The following is a 15,859-nucleotide window of genomic DNA, read 5'->3' on the forward strand; positions in this document are numbered from 1 at the left end:
AAACGCCTATGGAGAGATTGACCGTAAAAAAACAATGGTATTGACCCGATTTAGAATCGAACCTGTTCCCCCTGTTTTACTTTTTTACAAATTCACCGTTTCTGAATTCACCAATCAGTTTTTTCCCATCCGGCGAAGTCATGACTCCCTGCCCGTGGATTTTGCTGTTTTTAAACTTACCAACATACTTGATACCGTTAGGCCGAACCAGTGTCCCACGTCCGTTCAACTTATTGTCTTGAAATTCACCCACATATTTTGCGCCATCCCGGGATGTTAAAGCCCCGTGGCCATACATCTTGCCGGATTTAAATTGCCCGACATATTTACTGCCGTCAGGATAAATATATGTTCCCTTACCATTGCTGCAGTCACCCTTTATGCATCCGGCAAATGTAAAATAAGGGAAAAAAAAGATAACAACCAATAATGTTAATAATACTCTCATTTTGTCAACCTCCGTAACCGGGCTATCCGGCCTAAAGATAATAGGATAGATAATAGAATTTTTAATTTTAAATTAAAAATAGTCTGTGGTTATTTCAAAATCAAGTTGGTATTATTACTATGTTGACCCTTCTGTTCATTGCATTGCTTGATGAAACCGGCTGAGACTCGCCAAAACCTATGGTCTGTACTCTTCTTGCGCTAACCCCCCTCTGGACAAGCGCGTTTTTAACAGACACGGCCCTTTTTTCAGACAATATTTGGTTGTATTGTTCCGAACCCTTGGAATCGGTATGCCCTTCGACTCTTATAGAGGTTTGTGGATATCTGATCAGTACATCGGCGACTCTTCCAAGTTCAGCGTTAGCGCCTGGTTTAAGAGTGAATGAGTCAAAATCAAAGAGAACTTCTGATCTGAAAGTGGCAACAAGCACATCTTGCGTTCTAGTGATGCTGGCTGCTTCCGTAGTGGCTATGGCTGATCTGAGTTCCCCTTCCTGCCTGTCCATATACGCACCTATCTGATGCCCGGCAGCTCCGCCTACGATAGTTCCAATTCCCGCTCCGATCAATGTTGCTTCAGTATCTTTACCGATAGCCTGCCCCAGGAGAGCGCCACTGATACCACCTATCAAGGCTCCTGCTCCCAAACCCTTCTTACTGCGCGATGTTCCTGCGCATGAAAGCAGGAATCCAAGCAACGATATGACCAGAGTTAACGAAATTAGTCTTTTCATTTCCCCTCCTATTTTGTGAACTTTTTGTTTTAAGCCGTCGTTCGTTTTTTATAAAAAAAAAACTAATTAAAATTGAAATATTGTTGTTTTTCCTTACTTTTGTTATATTTTATCGTTTCATCTTTTTTATTTTCATGGCCGAAAACCTTCTCTTCCTGAAATTCATGGGAAGCCCCTGATGCATAGGAAACCTCAAACCTGCCAATTTCTGTGCTTTTAATTCCGGTCAGTCGGTTCAACAATAACTTCCTTTCCTGGGATGTTACAACGGGAAATCCATAATTATCATTTGTATGTTTCAATGGTCCTTTTGCCTTTATCCTCTCCTCGGCAAAAGCTAAATGACGCTGTAAACGGTCCTCAATGCAATTATTGGAAAAATCGACTATATTTTTTTTTATGGACTCTATTGTATTACATAAATTTAAATCAAACTCAAATCCGATACTGTTCCTGCAGGATGCCATGGCCGCAGCCATTGTGGTGCCGGTTCCCATAAAGGGATCGAGGACTATATCATTCTTTACTGAATACATGTTAATTAATCTGTGGGCCAACTCAAATGGAAAGGCAGCGCTCCTTGATCTGGTCTTTTTGTCATGCAGTTTCTGGGTTGTTCCTTTTATATCCATCCAGACGTCGGAAAACCATACATTTCGTTCCTCCCAAAAGAGAGCGCTATTATGCCGGTTCCTCTTCTCTTCGGCACTTGTAAACGATCTCTTGCCATTCTTTCTGGCTATTAAAATATATTCATGTTCTAAAGTAACATAAGCTCCTGCAGGAAGCATGCCGGAACCCATAAATTTATTGGGAGCATTAGTCTGTTTTCTCCATAGAATATCCGGCAAGATACTGAAGCCTGATTGCTGCAGATATTGTAAAATTCTTGAATGATTCGGGTAAAGACAAAAATTGCCGCCTATGGTTCTGGTTGCATCCCCGATATTAATACATGCAAATCCCCCATTTTTTAAGACACGGTATATTTCATTCCATACCTTGTCAAGCTCCTTATGCATAAGCTCAAATGAGAGCGTCCCTTCGCCATCTGACAAAGCGTTAGCTATGTTTTTATTCTGACTTGAAAAGATTTCATCCCACATTTGTATCATGGGATAAGGCGGCGATGTTACAATTAAAGCAACACTTTCATCAGTAATCTGTTCCATATTTGCCGCATTTTCATATATTATGTTATGTTCTGTTTTTATTGACATACTATTTATATCCCATAGTCTTCGTTTAATTAGGATTTAAGCCGCCTGTTCTCTATAATACCTGTAATCAGAGGCATTAAAAGCATCAGCAGGCCAAGCATAACCACACCGGTCCATTCAAAAAAAAGATATGCATATCCGTTCAGGGTTATGCCGACACTTCCTCCAATATAATAAAAAAGCACATAAAGAGAATTGGCTCTTCCTCTGCTTGAGTCGATCTTGCAGTTTAACAAACCTGCGGCGGCGGCATGAATGGAAAAAAAACCAGCGCAAGCGCCTATAAGACTGATCACAATCACCGTTATTGATTCAATAAGTGTAATACTTATGGATAAGCCAAAAATTATCGTGCCTATCATCATGGTGTTGCCGTTGCCGATTCTGTTGCTCAGTTTACCGGCAAGGGGACTTATGATAATCCCGGTAATATAAGTGATATAAATAAGCGCGATAAACTCTGTTGACATTTCAAAGGAAGGCCCTGCCAGATAGAACGGCATATAATTAAAGATGGATGAAAAAACAAAATATGATCCAAAAACAACAAAGTATATCCTCAATAGATCCAACCTGCAAATCAGGCTGATAAAACCTTCACCGAAATTTTCTTTAACAACACTTTTTTTCTCCCGGGGAAGCAGGGCGGCAACGGCAATGGTGGAAAAAAAAAGAAAAACAGATGCGCTGATAAAGGCAGATCGCCAGCATTGCTGCGGATATATCCATCCGCCCAGGAGACGTCCGAACATACCGCCCGTTACGGTGGCTGAAACATACAGCCCCATAACAACGTTGAGCCTTTCAGCAGGCATGTTCCGGGCAAGATACACGGCTAAACAGGTGGTCAATGACGGAAGGAAGAGCCCCTGGATAAACCTGGTGACTATCATAATTGTCAAGCTGGAGGTTACCGCACAAAACAGACCGCATATAGTTACGATTGTACCGCCCAGCAGAATAATCGGCTTGATGGGATAACTGTCCGCGATCCTGCCGAATGGAAGATTTGAAAGAGCAATGCCAAGAATTACAAGTGATACAGTCAGGGAAGCAAAGGCTTCGTTAACGTTAAATTCCTCTTGGATAACAGGCAGAACCGGTTGAGGGATATATACAGTAGTAAATGCCGCCGCAACCAGGCAAAAAGCAAGGAACTGCACGCATAAAAAATTATCTATTTTCATTCAGCAACTGGGCTCCTTGTACTTATTGTTGACGCGGCAGGCATGAGTGGCTGGGAAAAGGCGGTTGCATCAAGATAAAACTTTCTGCAACCTTCCCTTGAATTTGGTATTTCCTATTGAAAGTATGGCAAGCAAGGGGTTGATCCTGTCAGGTCGAAGGGAAAGCATGATCCAGCTCCGCCATATCATTGTCGCTCAGGATGATATTCATGGCGGCGGCACTGTCCACGGCACTTTTCATCCTGCTAGCTCCGGGAATCGCAATAAGATTGGAAGATTTGCGCAACAACCAGGCCAGCGCAATCTGAAATGGTGTGACATCATAACGCTGCCCAACCCGGCATAATGCCGGATGTTGCTTCGATCTCACTTTTCCGGTTCCGCCTCCTACTGGGCTATAGGCGATAAAAGCAATCCCGTTTTGTTCGCAATGGGAAATAACTCCCTGCTGCCAAGCCTCACGATCAAAAGGATTACAACGGTTCTGAACACTGACTATTGGTACTATGGAACTTGCCAGCCTGATATCTGTCACGCTGACATTTGAAAGCCCGATATGCTGAATTTTGCCTTTTTCGCGAAGTTTGGCCAAGGCGCCTACACTTTCGGCGAGTGGAACTTCTGGATCTGGTGCATGAAGATAGTAGAGTGCTATGGTTTCAAGCTCCAGGGCTTTTAAACTTGCCTCGCAGGCCGTCTCCAGGTGATCCGGTCCGGCATTAACAATCCAGGCGCCGCCCGGACGCTCAAGGCCGCCTTTGGTAGCTACGACGATTGATGTAGAATCCCCCTTCCACTCACCCAGGGCCTTGGCAATCAAACGCTCGTTATGACCAACGTCGGTATGATCAATGCAATAAACGTCTGCAGTGTCCAGGAAATCCATTCCGGCATCCAGCGCCGCGCACAAAACACTGACGCCATAGCCATCAGGAAAACGTCCCTTTAGAGAAAGAGGCATACACCCCAGGCCAATGGGACGTACAAGCAGACCAGATACTCCAATGCTTCTTTTTTCGATCATTTTCCCCTCTTTAAAGCAATATGTATAGAAAGTGAATAAATATATAAAATTTATATTGCTGCAATACTTAGTTGAATCCTATCGTATCAAGTAGTTAAACTACTATTTATGCCATACTTTCGCGTTGTTTAAAAGAGATTTTTCATTAAACAAAATATAAGCATTGGAAGGGAAAAAGAGCGCCATAAAAGAAGGGCTGTTAAAGAATGCGGAAAAATTGAAAGGAATTCGGTGCGGAGTTTGTTGTGATTATGTAACCGTTCACTGTTAACGGTTACATAATTTTTTATTAGTTTTCCTGCACCTGGTAGAGTGTCAGATAATTCATTTCACAAGGATAGAGGTGGTAGTGGTTCAAAATCTTGAACCACTACTCCGACGACCTATAACGCAGTGAAATTATTTATGTGATGGTCTATATATTTATTTTTAATGTATCAGTGCGAATGTGACCCGTCGGTTCTTGCGACGGCCTTCTTTTGTATCATTGGATGTTATGGGGTTTGATGAACCGTATCCTTTTGTCTCAAGCCGGTTTGAATTGATCCCCTGTTTTACCAAATATGCCTTGACCGCCATAGCGCGTTTTTCTGAAAGCGTTTGGTTGTAGACCTCATCGCCTTCGCTGTCCGTATGCCCCTGGATCTCAACTTTCATCTCCGGATTTTTTTCCAGTATGTTGACAGATTCCTTCAGCAAAGGACAGGCAGCGGGTTTAAGCTCCGATTTATCGAAATCAAAAAATATTTCTCCTCCGAAGGCCCAGCATCCAGTCTCATCGACGGTGGCTCCTTTGGGCGTATTCGGGCATTGATCAAGATAATCATAAATACCATCGCCGTCACTGTCCAGGGGGCAGCCTGCAGCATCAACAGTCGCTTCTTTGGGGGTATTCGGACATTTGTCAAGATCATCATAAACCCCATCACCGTCACTGTCCAATGGACAACCTGAATCATCGACAGCAACACCCTGGGGTGTGTTCGGGCATTGATCCATATGATCATAAACCCCATCACCGTCGCTGTCCAATGGACAACCTGAATCATCGACAGCAACACCCTGGGGTGTGTTCGGGCATTGATCCATATGATCATAAACACCATCACCATCGCTGTCTTTATATTCAGCTGCCAGGGCTTTTTTTTCACCACCTAATAGAAAGGTGAGGCCGAAGGTATAGGCCAGATTATTATATGTATCATTAAATGAGATAATGTGGCGCACATCTGCGCGTAATGCTGTAAAGTCATTGACAAAATATTTAATACCGCCACCGTAGTTAACCAAAAAATCGGTATCATTACTCTCCCGGGAGGGGTCGAGTGTTATGCCGCCGATACCTGTGGCTATGTAAGGAACAAGTTTTTTGTCAGGCGTGAAATGATAAAGAGTATCGATCCGGTAAATATATGCATCCACATCACCGGCGTCTTTTTCGGAATCAGTATCTATGTAATTGAACATTCCCTCCAGACCCCAGTTTTGATCTATATTATAACCCAGTCCCAGACCGTATGCAGCCTTTTCCTCTATGTCCTGATTATCCTCAAAAATGTACCCTCCGAGCATGGGTGAGACGGTAAAGGCGCCTGCCTTGTTCTCGGCGTTTGCAGTGTTTGCAAGACCAATTAATAGAATTAATAAACCTGCTAAAAAAAAATTTGTTTTCATGGAACCTCCTTTTTTTGTTACATTAAACGATCATTTATGAATGAAATTGCATGGCCGGCCTGTTTGGAAAATATTACGCAATATTTTTTTCATACGTATTATTACTATTAATACGATGTCAAGCTTTATTTCCGGATAAAATGTGCGCATGGCGCAGCGCGTATAACGGAAAGGTTAACATCAAGTCTGCTTTAATTTTATATCGATAACCTCTATGTATCATTAAAGGTTCATCATTTTTATATAAATCCAGCTTAAAATGAAGCTTAGAGCTGCAAAAGATGATCTTAAAAGCAAACATTAATATTAATTTCTTTGCTTTTTTATTTTAATCGGTTAGCTTTAAAAATGTTTTAGTCGTGCCTTTTATAATAGATATAGATAAAATTAATATCATTTGTTCAGATTGATTCTGTTTCAAAGGAGAGAGTTGTGGAGATTATAGAAGCTATAAAACAAAGAAAGAGCATAAGAAAATTTAAACCCGATCCTGTTCCTAAAGAGGTAATAAGAGAGATACTTGAAATTGCCGGGAGGGCTCCGTCAGCGCTGAATACCCAGCCATGGGAGTTTACCGTTATTTCGGGTGATGTCATGGAAAATATCAAAAAAGGACATATCCGAAAAATAAAATCAGGCATACCTCCAAACCCGGAACTTAAGCTGATGGAGTGGCCGCGGGATGGTATATATCGTAACCGGCAGGTGAATCTGGCAATTCAGCTTTTTAAGCTGATGGGTATAGATAGAAAGAATAAAAAGCAGAGGACGGAATGGATGGAAAGGGGATTCCGCTATTTTGATGCGCCGGCCGCCATACTTCTTTCTTTGGACAGATCCCTTTCGGAAGCTGCCCCGGTTCTTGATATGGGCGCTGTCATGCAAAGCATCTGTCTTGCCGCCTTGCATTTCAACCTGGGTACTTGCATAGAGAACCAGGGTGTCATGTATCCTGATGTGGTGAGAAAATGGGCCGATATTCCCAAATCGCGGTTTCTTGTAGTTTCTATTGCCATAGGTTTTCCTGATTGGAATTTTCCGGCAAACAGTGTGGAGAGTGAGAGGGAGTCTATAGATAGCATAGCTAATTGGTGCGGTTTTGCCTGATTTTTCTGGTATGTTTCTTGCTTCTTATTGTTGGTATTATTTTTCTAAAATAATGAGCCGGTTTCAAAATGTTCAATTTTGTTCGAGGTCAAGAAAGTCAAAAAAATTAACCACAGGAATACATTAAGTATTTCGAGTATTAAATTTTTTGCCTTACGCAGAGATCGGGCAAAAGGGGGCGTTTTGAAATTGGCTCTAATGAAAATGGATTCCTGACTGAATAACTCAGATGGCAATGACAAAATAAACGGGATTTTTGATCTGAATAATCTGGCAAAGGATCATATCCTTAACAAGTTGCTCAGAACCGTGGTCAAGGAGGTCAAGCTTTATGCGGAAAATCAGATCAAGCATATAAAAAAACAGGCCAAAATCGGTCTGGCACTTTCCATGGAAAAAGATCTTAACAAATTACTTGAGATGATTGTTGATGCAGCAAGGGCAATGTCCAATGCAGATGCCGGTACATTGTACATTTTGAGCAAGGATAAAAAAAGGCTCAGTTTTCAGATATTGCAGAACGAAACCCTGAAGAGAAGAATGAAGGGCATTGAAAATTTTGAAAAGGCCATGCCTGATGTTCCACTTTATAAGGTAGAAAGACCGAACTATTCCAATGTCTCTTCATATGTGGCGATTACAGGAAAAACAATTAATATCCAGGATGTATACAAGGCAAACGGATTCGATTTTACAGGTCCCAGGGATTATGATGCGGCAACGGGTTACATATCAAAGTCGATGCTGATTCCCAAGGAATCTTGAAAATGTGCCTGAATATGCAGGCGCGCATCATGAAAAGCCGGATGGTTCCGGTTATCCAAGAGGGCTTACTTCCGCACAATTACCGGTACAGTCCAAAATTATGGCTATTGCAGATATTTTTGAAGCCCTCACTGCGGGAGACAGGCCTTACAAGAAATCTATGAAACTTTCCGAGGCGATTAAAATTATGGATATAATGAAAAAAAAGCGCCATATAGATCCGGATATCTACGATCTTTTTATTAAGAGCCGCGTTTATTATGAATATGCAATTAAAGAGATGAAAAAAGAACAAGTTGATATGGAGGTAGAATAATATGAGCGCTAACAATCTTGTTTTCCTAGAAAATCTTGAGTGGTTTGATGAAACCGGCAATGAGTTGGTTCATCGCCTTCCGGCAACAGGCTCCGGAGATATAAAGTACGGAGCGCAGTTGACCATAAGGGAGAGTCAGGCCGGTGTATTCTTTTACAAAGGCAAAGCAGTAGAGGCCTTCGGGCCGGGAAGACATACCCTGCAAACAGGCAATATACCGATTCTTACAAAAATTGCGGCCCTGCCATGGGGGTTGAGTTCACCTTTAAGGGCCGAGGTCTATTTTGTTAATCTGAAAATATTCACAAATCTAAAATGGGGCACCAGGGATCCGGTGGCATTCAAGGATTCCAGCCTGGGGCTGATAAGATTAAGAGCTTTTGGGGTATTTGACGTGCAGATAATCCAGCCAGTCCTTTTTATCAACAGCCTGGTCGGTACCCAGGGAATGTTTACAACCGTTGAAATTGAAGAATATCTTAACAGGGTTATTGTTTCCAGGTTTAATGATTATATGGGCGAAACCATAGATTCAATTTTTAACCTGCCGGCCAGATACGATGAACTTTCCAAAGGGCTTGCCGAGCGTCTTCAAAAGGATTTCAGCCGTTTCGGGCTTGGATTAACTCAACTCTATATTACTTCAGTCACTCCACCCCCTGAGGTTCAAAAGGCTATTGATGATAAGAGCCGCATGGGTGTTTTTCAGGACATGAACAAACTAATGCAGATGAAGGCGGCCATGGCCATGGAAAAAGCCTCGGAAGCGGATACCGGCGCAGGCATGGGCACCGGACTGGGGCTTATGATGCCTGCCATGTTTGCCCAGTATTTTACGGCCGGCATGAATCCTGCTTACATGGATCCTGCTCAAGAAAAATCAACCGGCCGGCTTGAGTCCTTATGTTCAGAGTGCCATAACAAGATCCCTGTGAATGCTAAATTCTGTCCATTATGCGGACATCAACAGGTCATATTTAAAAAATGTGAAAACTGTGGAAAAAATTTAACTCCAGGCGCCAAATTCTGTTCAAGATGCGGGCATCCTGCAGATGAAAAACCAAAAGCTGTAATCTGCACAAAGTGCGGCAAAGAAAATCTGCCGGGCGCCACTTTTTGCGATGAGTGTGGAGAAGAATATTAATATACTGATTGAATATCAATGCCCCCAATGCGGGGCTCCTGCCACGCTTAATGAAACGGACCGCCTGATCCGTTGTGAGTACTGCCGTGTCAAGTCATATCTTATGCAAAAGGATTATTTCCGTTTCATGCTGCCTAACAAGGCTCCCGGGGACAAGGAACTTATATTTTTCCCATACTGGCGTTTTAAAGGATTTTTTTTTGCGGCTTCTACAAATGGCATTACCCACCGGTTGTTAGACATCAGCTATCAGGCAGTTAAATCAACTTTTTTTCCAGTTTCCGCCGGATTGAGAACTCAAACCCTGAAGATGCGGTTTGTTGCACCGGATACAAAGGGTAATTTTTTGAAGCCTCAGCTGTCCATCAATGAAGTGATGGAAATAATAGACAAACGTTCGCCTAATAACATAACAGGCAATTGCTTTCATACAGCCCATATTGGTGAATCCCTGAGTTTGATCTATGCTCCTTTTTATTTAGACAAGCGTTTATACGACGCTGTTTTAAATAAACCCATTTCAAACCAGGTGCCCGATAATTTTGATATTGAAACGTTACCAGGAGGATCTCCGGCATGGAGCATGCGATTTGTTCCAACGCTTTGCCCGCACTGTGGCTGGGATATGGAAGGGGATCGTGGTTCGCTGGTGCTTACATGCAGAAATTGCAATTCCATCTGGCAGCCCGGCCGAAAAGAGCTGAAACCGCTTAAATTTGTACATATCCCCGGACAAGGTGATAATATAACCTACTTTCCGTTTTACAGGGTCAAGGCTGAAATCAGCGGCCTTGATCTTTCCTCTTATGCAGATCTCGCAAGAATTGCCAACATACCCAAAGTTATACAAAAAGACTGGGAGGAGAAGGAATTTTTTTTCTGGACGCTCGGCTTTAAGGTCAGACCAAAAATTTTCCTGCGCATTCAGCGTGATTTGACTCTATTGCAGCCCCAGGACAATTTGCAAAACAGCCTGCCGGATTCAAACATATATCCGGTAACCCTGCCGGTTAAGGAAGCCATTGAGGGCCTTAAAATAATTTTGGGCAGTTTTATCAAACCAAGAAGCAAAATATCCGAACTAAGTAAAATAAAAATAAAACCCAAAAGTTTTCTGCTGGTTTATATCCCATTTGATAAACAGCACCACGAATATATGCAGCGTAAATACAAAATTTGCATCAACAAAAACATGCTTTCCCACGCAGGCAATTTATGAATCATGGCTTTTCATATCTTCCATAATCGTCCATTATTTTATTCTTATTCTTATTCTTATTCTTATTCTTTGGTACTCGAAGCCTCGCTTGCATCTTTTACAGTCTCTGCGATAGTTTGATACATTTCTTTGAAGGCAGAATGGAAATTTGAAGGAGAAAGCCTTCCTAATTCAATAAATTTTACTACTATTTCCTTTGTGGTTTTTAGTATCAGCTCATCAATGGAACTCATTTAAAACTCCGTATTTGTGCTATTGGAAAGATGTGTACAGATGCGCAGGTCTGCACCTACGATTAAGGTACGATAATGCGTGAATCATTTTTTGTTTTTTCCTCTGCCTGCATTTTTCGCATCTGCTGCATCAACTCCTCCATTGCCTTTTGCATACTCTCAGGAAAAACGGCTATAGCTTCTTGTAAATTATTTGCAGACAAAATGGTCTGAACAGGCAAGGGGCCTTCTGGGGACATTAACTGGGTAGCGCCGATAAAGATAGAAATCCTGCTTTCATCTTTAGTTCCATCCGGATAAACCGGCACAAGTTTTCTTATTGAGGCAACCTTCATGTCTGTGTATCCTTCTTCTCTGTAAAGATTTTTTTCGTCAACTTTAAGATTGATTTGTTGGTTTTCTTTTTTTTCAGTCATTAGTCTCAAGTTCCTTAATTAATAATGTTAATAATGAATGTGTATCGTTGTTTTATACGTTTTATACATTGAAAAGTTACAAAGTGCACTTTTTTAAACCTTTTTTATAAATTGGTTATCTTTAAATTTATATATAAACGGATATATCCTGCAAGCCATGCAGAATCTGAAAATTGCCTCAAGAGCAGCAAAAAACACAAAAATTGAACCAATAATCAAGCTTATTTTCTGAAAATTAAATAAATAAAATATAGCTGTCATACAACAAAATATAAATCCGATTTTCGCAGCAAAAATTTTAGGGCCGGCATTAACCATTAAAGATTTTATTTTGAAAATACGAAGAATCGTTTTGCTGATGGCACTATAAAAGCTATATGACGGATTAAGAAAGCCACGTATAAAAAAATCAATAGCTAAAACCAAAATAATCCATTTATAAGGTGTTAAGAAAAAAAATATAATAGAAAAAACAGCTAAAGCTGCATTTATTTGCACAGCTCTTTCATTTACTTGTTTGAACGATATGGGACACATTTTTTGCATAATAAAGATTCCTTTCATTGATAACACTTAGGGCTCGCACAAAAATAACTCAGAACAAATGCCAACAGGGCAAAAAAGGTTATTTTCCACGCGTAATCTCTTCCGCTATTAATTCAGCTTGTTTTAAAACTGTTTCTGTTGCCAGTTTCTGCATATCCGGTGGATAGCCATACTGCCGTAATGTTCTTTTTACAATGATTTTTAATTTTGCCTTAACGCTTTCCTTAATTGTCCAGTCGATGGAAGCATTGGCCTTTACTTTTTCAAACAACACAACAGCCAGTTCTCTTAATTTGTCTTTTTCCATTAACTCACGAGCACTGTCGTTATTGGCAATGGCCGTATAAAAAGCATATTCAAAATCAGACAGCCCCATTTCCTGAGGCTCTTTGTCCATTTTCTGAATTTCTTTGCTCAATTCAATTAATTCTTCAATGACTTCTGCTGCTGTTAAAATCTTTTTGTGATATTTCTTAATGGAATTTTCCAGCATTTCCATGAGGGATTTGCTTTGTATCAGGTTCTTTTTGGTTCTGGTTTTTATTTCGTCATTCAGCAGTTTTTTCAAAACTTCCAGAGCAATGTTCTTATGCTCCATGTTTTTGACTTCCAAAAGGAATTCTTCTGAAAGTATTGAAATATCAGGTTTGTTGATTCCGGCGGCATCGAAAATATCTACAACCCTCTCGGTTACCAATGCTTTGTCAATAACCTGTCTAATCGCTGTTTCAACCTCTTCGTCTGTTTTACCAAAACCGGTGCTGTCAAATTTGGCCAAACGGGATTTTACCGCCTGAAAAAACGAGACCTCATCTTTAACATCCATGGCCTGTTCGTGGGGGATGGCAATGGAAAAAGCCCGGGACAGGGCGGTTACTTCATTTATGTATCGTTTTTTTCCATTTTTCAGGCCCAGAATATGTTCCTCCGCAGCGAGTATCAGAGAAAGCTTTCCCCCTGTGTCGGCTTCGAAGTATTCTTCATAGGCAAATCCGTGAAATATCTGGGAAACCACTTCCAGTTTCTCCAGCATCATTTGAACCGCTTTTTCCTGTGCGATTGCAGGGTCGCCTTTACCCCCGCTATCCGAATAAAACGACAATGCTTTTTTGAGGTCTGATGCAATACCAAGGTAATCCACCACAAGCCCGCCGGGTTTATCCTTATAGACACGATTCACCCGCGCAATGGCCTGCATCAGATTATGGCTTTCAATGGGTGTTCCGGTAAATCCAAGATACGTGGCATTGGGCAGCGCATCCCGCAGATACTTGGCAAAACCGTACACAATTTTTTTACCGACAACATTGCCGTTTTCATCTTTGGCATCGATGGTCTTGGCTTTAAAACCATACTGGGTCCGGTGGGCTTCATCGGCAATGACAATGATATTTCTTCTTGCAGATAAGGTTTCATAAACATTGCCCTCATCTGGTTGGAATTTCTGGATGGTGGTAAAGACCACGCCGCCCGATGCGACTTTGAGCAGTTCCTTCAAGTGGTCTCTGTTTTCCGCCTGCACAGGTTCCTGTCTGAGTAATTGCTTTGAGGCGGCAAAGGTATCAAACAATTGGTCATCCAGATCGTTTCTGTCGGTAATGACCAGAACCGTGGGGTTGTCCATTACCAAAACAATCTTTCCCGTATAAAAAAACATGGAAAGCGATTTGCCGCTTCCCTGGGTGTGCCATACCACACCGCCTTTTCGATTTCCTGAAGGCTGTTTTTTTACACCCGGCAGGCCATAACTTGCAGGGGATTCCTCAATCTTCTGCACAGGCAAATATTCAGCGGCTCTTAACGTAGATTCAACAGCCCTGTTTACAGCATAATATTGATGATAGGCAGCCAGTTTCTTCTCTGTCTGGATAGTGATGATCCCAGTTTTTCTGTCCTCTTTTTTTGATTTCTCAAAGACAATGAAATGACGTATCAGATCCAGCAGGGTTTTTTTATTCAGCATGCCCTTGATAAGGGTTTCCAATTGGCCGATGGGTAGGGGCACGTTGCAACGTGCCCCTACTTCCTTGCCGTCCGAAGTTTTCCAGGCCATAAAACGGGTTAATCCCGCGGAGATGGAACCGGCTTTTGCTTCCAGACCATCGGAAATAATCATAAAACCGTTATAGGTAAACAGGCCGGGGATTGCCTGTTTATATGTTTGCAGTTGTTTGAATGCCGATCTTATTGTTGCGTTTTCATCAGCCGGATTTTTTAGTTCGATAACCACCAAAGGCAGACCATTCACAAAAAGAATTACATCCGGGCGTTTGTTGATATTGTTTTCAATGACGGTAAATTGGTTGGCAACCAGAAAATCGTTATTTTCCGGATTCATAAAATCAATAAGCCATACAAGATCACCCCGGTTATAGCCGTTCTTCTGATAGCCGACCTTTATTCCCTCTGTAAGCATCCGGTGAAATGCTTCATTGTTGGCAATGAGTTCCGGTGAGTTTAGCCTTTGTATCTGCTTGATAGCGTCTTCGCGGATATCTGCCGGAATAGACGGGTTAATCCTGCCGACGGCTGATTGCAGTCGCTCCATGAGCAGCACATTCTTGTAGGGGCACGATGCTTGTAGGGGCACGATGTATCGTGCCCCTACCACGTCTGGGGCATAGATATACCCGTAGCCCTGCTTTTCAAGGAATTCGATGGCAAATTGTTCTATTTCGGATTCGGTGATTTTAGTCATGCTCATTCCCATCAATTTGAACTACCGAGAATTCCTCGGCAGTTGCCGCTTCGTCGAGTTCTTTCTCTTTATAGATAGTCTTCCCCCTTGATACGCTGTATCTCTTTGTCAAAGTCGGAGATGAAGTCTCTATCCTGTGTTACACGATATTCTTCGTATTCCTGCCCGGCTTTTAGTTTTGCTTCCAATGCGCTGACTTTGCCCTTATCCTGTAGTATCGGGTAGCTGGATAGTTCCAGAAAACTATGGAGAAATTGAATCCAGTCCTGCATTTTCATCAAAATCTGCCGTTGTGCCCGATTTTCCGCCAGATCAAGATAGGCGGAGATGATTTGATTCAGTTTCTTGATGTGGGCTTTGTTCAGGTAATTTTTTGCGATGGAGACATCGGATTTCAAAATCTTGCCGTCAGGCGCCTGTTTCCAGTTGGTCAACCCCATGTAGAGTTTTGTTGCATCTGCCGAATCGTAAACAATTTCGGCTGCTGTTTTTCCGGTGATCGCCCAGTGGAGTTTGTTCTGAACAGTTGCGAAAAAATCCTTTGTTACCGGCGCGTTTTTGTCATAATCGGCGGCAAGCGCGTAGATGTCGGTGATCTTTTGGTAAAATCGTCTCTCACTTGCACGGATTTCCCGGATACGTTCAAGGAGTTCTTCGAAATAATCCCTGCCGAAAACCTGTTTGCCCTGTTTGAGCCGTTCATCATCCAGAACAAAGCCTTTGATGATGAATTCTTTCAGGGTTCTGGTAGCCCATATGCGGAACTGCGTGGCCTGGTATGAGTTGACGCGATAGCCAACTGAGATGATGGCATCGAGGTTGTAAAATTTGATGTGTTTATCCGAATGACTAAAGTGCATTTTTTGCACATTGCTTTTTTCTTCTAATTCACCGCTGGTAAAAATATTTTTCAGATGCTTGGTGATGACGCTCCTTTCTTTACCAAAAAGCTCGCCGATAGCCTTTTGTGTCAGCCAAACCGTTTCGTCTTTTAGAAAGACTTCAACATTCACCTTCCCATCGTTTCCGGTGTAGAGAAGGAAATTTGACTGCTTATCAGGGAGATTGTTTTTCATTGTATTTTCCTTGTTGGTGTTTCGCCGCCTGCCTGTGTGTTGTGCGCAGA

The 15,859-nt window shown here is 42.0% G+C and carries 16 protein-coding genes; 5 read left to right on the forward strand and 11 right to left on the reverse strand.

The window, feature by feature from the left end; genetic code table 11:
* Window positions 1–76: 76 nt before the first annotated feature.
* The 6 genes from BuS5_RS02765 to BuS5_RS02790 form a co-directional block, all read right to left on the reverse strand.
* Window positions 77–448 carry an MORN repeat-containing protein gene (locus tag BuS5_RS02765; protein ID WP_051375333.1) on the reverse strand — a complete coding sequence of 124 codons (372 nt, stop codon included), beginning with the start codon at window positions 446–448 and terminating at the stop codon, window positions 77–79.
* A 100-nt stretch (window positions 449–548) separates the two neighbouring features.
* Window positions 549–1,184, reverse strand: a complete 636-nt coding sequence (locus tag BuS5_RS02770; RefSeq protein ID WP_027355307.1) for an OmpA family protein — start codon at window positions 1,182–1,184, stop codon at window positions 549–551.
* A 62-nt stretch (window positions 1,185–1,246) separates the two neighbouring features.
* Window positions 1,247–2,404, reverse strand: coding sequence for a DNA-methyltransferase (locus tag BuS5_RS02775; protein WP_035266993.1), 1,158 nt, complete (start codon window positions 2,402–2,404; stop codon window positions 1,247–1,249).
* A gap of 29 nt (window positions 2,405–2,433) precedes the next feature.
* Window positions 2,434–3,591, reverse strand: coding sequence for an MFS transporter (locus tag BuS5_RS02780; RefSeq protein WP_027355309.1), 1,158 nt, complete (start codon window positions 3,589–3,591; stop codon window positions 2,434–2,436).
* Window positions 3,592–3,739: 148 nt separating this feature from the next.
* Window positions 3,740–4,615 (reverse strand): aldo/keto reductase, encoded by an 876-nt coding sequence (locus BuS5_RS02785; RefSeq protein WP_198012360.1) that lies wholly within the window; start codon window positions 4,613–4,615, stop codon window positions 3,740–3,742.
* A 429-nt stretch (window positions 4,616–5,044) separates the two neighbouring features.
* Window positions 5,045–6,289: an OmpA family protein gene (locus BuS5_RS02790; RefSeq protein ID WP_274427989.1), complete on the reverse strand. Its 1,245-nt coding sequence runs from the start codon at window positions 6,287–6,289 to the stop codon at window positions 5,045–5,047.
* A 432-nt stretch (window positions 6,290–6,721) separates the two neighbouring features.
* Between BuS5_RS02790 and BuS5_RS02795 the strand changes: the two genes are divergently transcribed.
* The 5 genes from BuS5_RS02795 to BuS5_RS02815 all read left to right on the forward strand — a co-directional run bounded on the left by BuS5_RS02795 (window position 6,722) and on the right by BuS5_RS02815 (window position 10,840).
* Complete coding sequence (locus tag BuS5_RS02795; RefSeq protein WP_027355312.1) at window positions 6,722–7,396, forward strand: nitroreductase; 675 nt, start codon at window positions 6,722–6,724, stop codon at window positions 7,394–7,396.
* Window positions 7,397–7,693: 297 nt separating this feature from the next.
* On the forward strand, window positions 7,694–8,161 hold the full coding sequence (locus tag BuS5_RS02800; protein WP_027355313.1) for a GAF domain-containing protein: 468 nt from the start codon (window positions 7,694–7,696) through the stop codon (window positions 8,159–8,161).
* A gap of 4 nt (window positions 8,162–8,165) precedes the next feature.
* Window positions 8,166–8,477 (forward strand): HD-GYP domain-containing protein, encoded by a 312-nt coding sequence (locus BuS5_RS02805; protein ID WP_027355314.1) that lies wholly within the window; start codon window positions 8,166–8,168, stop codon window positions 8,475–8,477.
* Window position 8,478: 1 nt separating this feature from the next.
* Entirely contained in the window at window positions 8,479–9,621 is a 1,143-nt protein-coding gene (locus tag BuS5_RS02810) for an SPFH domain-containing protein (protein WP_027355315.1), read from the forward strand.
* Window positions 9,599–10,840 (forward strand): hypothetical protein, encoded by a 1,242-nt coding sequence (locus BuS5_RS02815; protein WP_035266997.1) that lies wholly within the window; start codon window positions 9,599–9,601, stop codon window positions 10,838–10,840. The genes BuS5_RS02810 and BuS5_RS02815 overlap by 23 nt, the downstream gene beginning before the upstream one ends.
* Window positions 10,841–10,902: 62 nt before the next feature.
* Here BuS5_RS02815 and BuS5_RS02820 read toward each other — a convergent pair whose 3' ends face one another.
* The 5 genes from BuS5_RS02820 to BuS5_RS02840 form a co-directional block, all read right to left on the reverse strand.
* The gene (locus BuS5_RS02820; protein WP_027355317.1) at window positions 10,903–11,073 is read right to left on the reverse strand and encodes a hypothetical protein; all 171 of its coding nucleotides are present in this window, start codon (window positions 11,071–11,073) and stop codon (window positions 10,903–10,905) included.
* Between the two features lie 62 nt (window positions 11,074–11,135).
* Window positions 11,136–11,489 (reverse strand): hypothetical protein, encoded by a 354-nt coding sequence (locus BuS5_RS02825; RefSeq protein WP_027355318.1) that lies wholly within the window; start codon window positions 11,487–11,489, stop codon window positions 11,136–11,138.
* A 93-nt stretch (window positions 11,490–11,582) separates the two neighbouring features.
* The gene (locus tag BuS5_RS02830; RefSeq protein ID WP_084446352.1) at window positions 11,583–12,053 is read right to left on the reverse strand and encodes a DUF4395 domain-containing protein; all 471 of its coding nucleotides are present in this window, start codon (window positions 12,051–12,053) and stop codon (window positions 11,583–11,585) included.
* 61 nt (window positions 12,054–12,114) lie between these two features.
* Window positions 12,115–14,733 carry a type I restriction endonuclease subunit R gene (locus tag BuS5_RS02835; RefSeq protein ID WP_198012363.1) on the reverse strand — a complete coding sequence of 873 codons (2,619 nt, stop codon included), beginning with the start codon at window positions 14,731–14,733 and terminating at the stop codon, window positions 12,115–12,117.
* Window positions 14,734–14,801: 68 nt separating this feature from the next.
* Window positions 14,802–15,809 (reverse strand): virulence RhuM family protein, encoded by a 1,008-nt coding sequence (locus BuS5_RS02840; RefSeq protein ID WP_027355321.1) that lies wholly within the window; start codon window positions 15,807–15,809, stop codon window positions 14,802–14,804.
* Between the last annotated feature and the right edge of the window lie 50 nt (window positions 15,810–15,859).

The organism is Desulfosarcina sp. BuS5, assembly GCF_028752835.1.
GTDB lineage: Bacteria > Desulfobacterota > Desulfobacteria > Desulfobacterales > BuS5 > BuS5.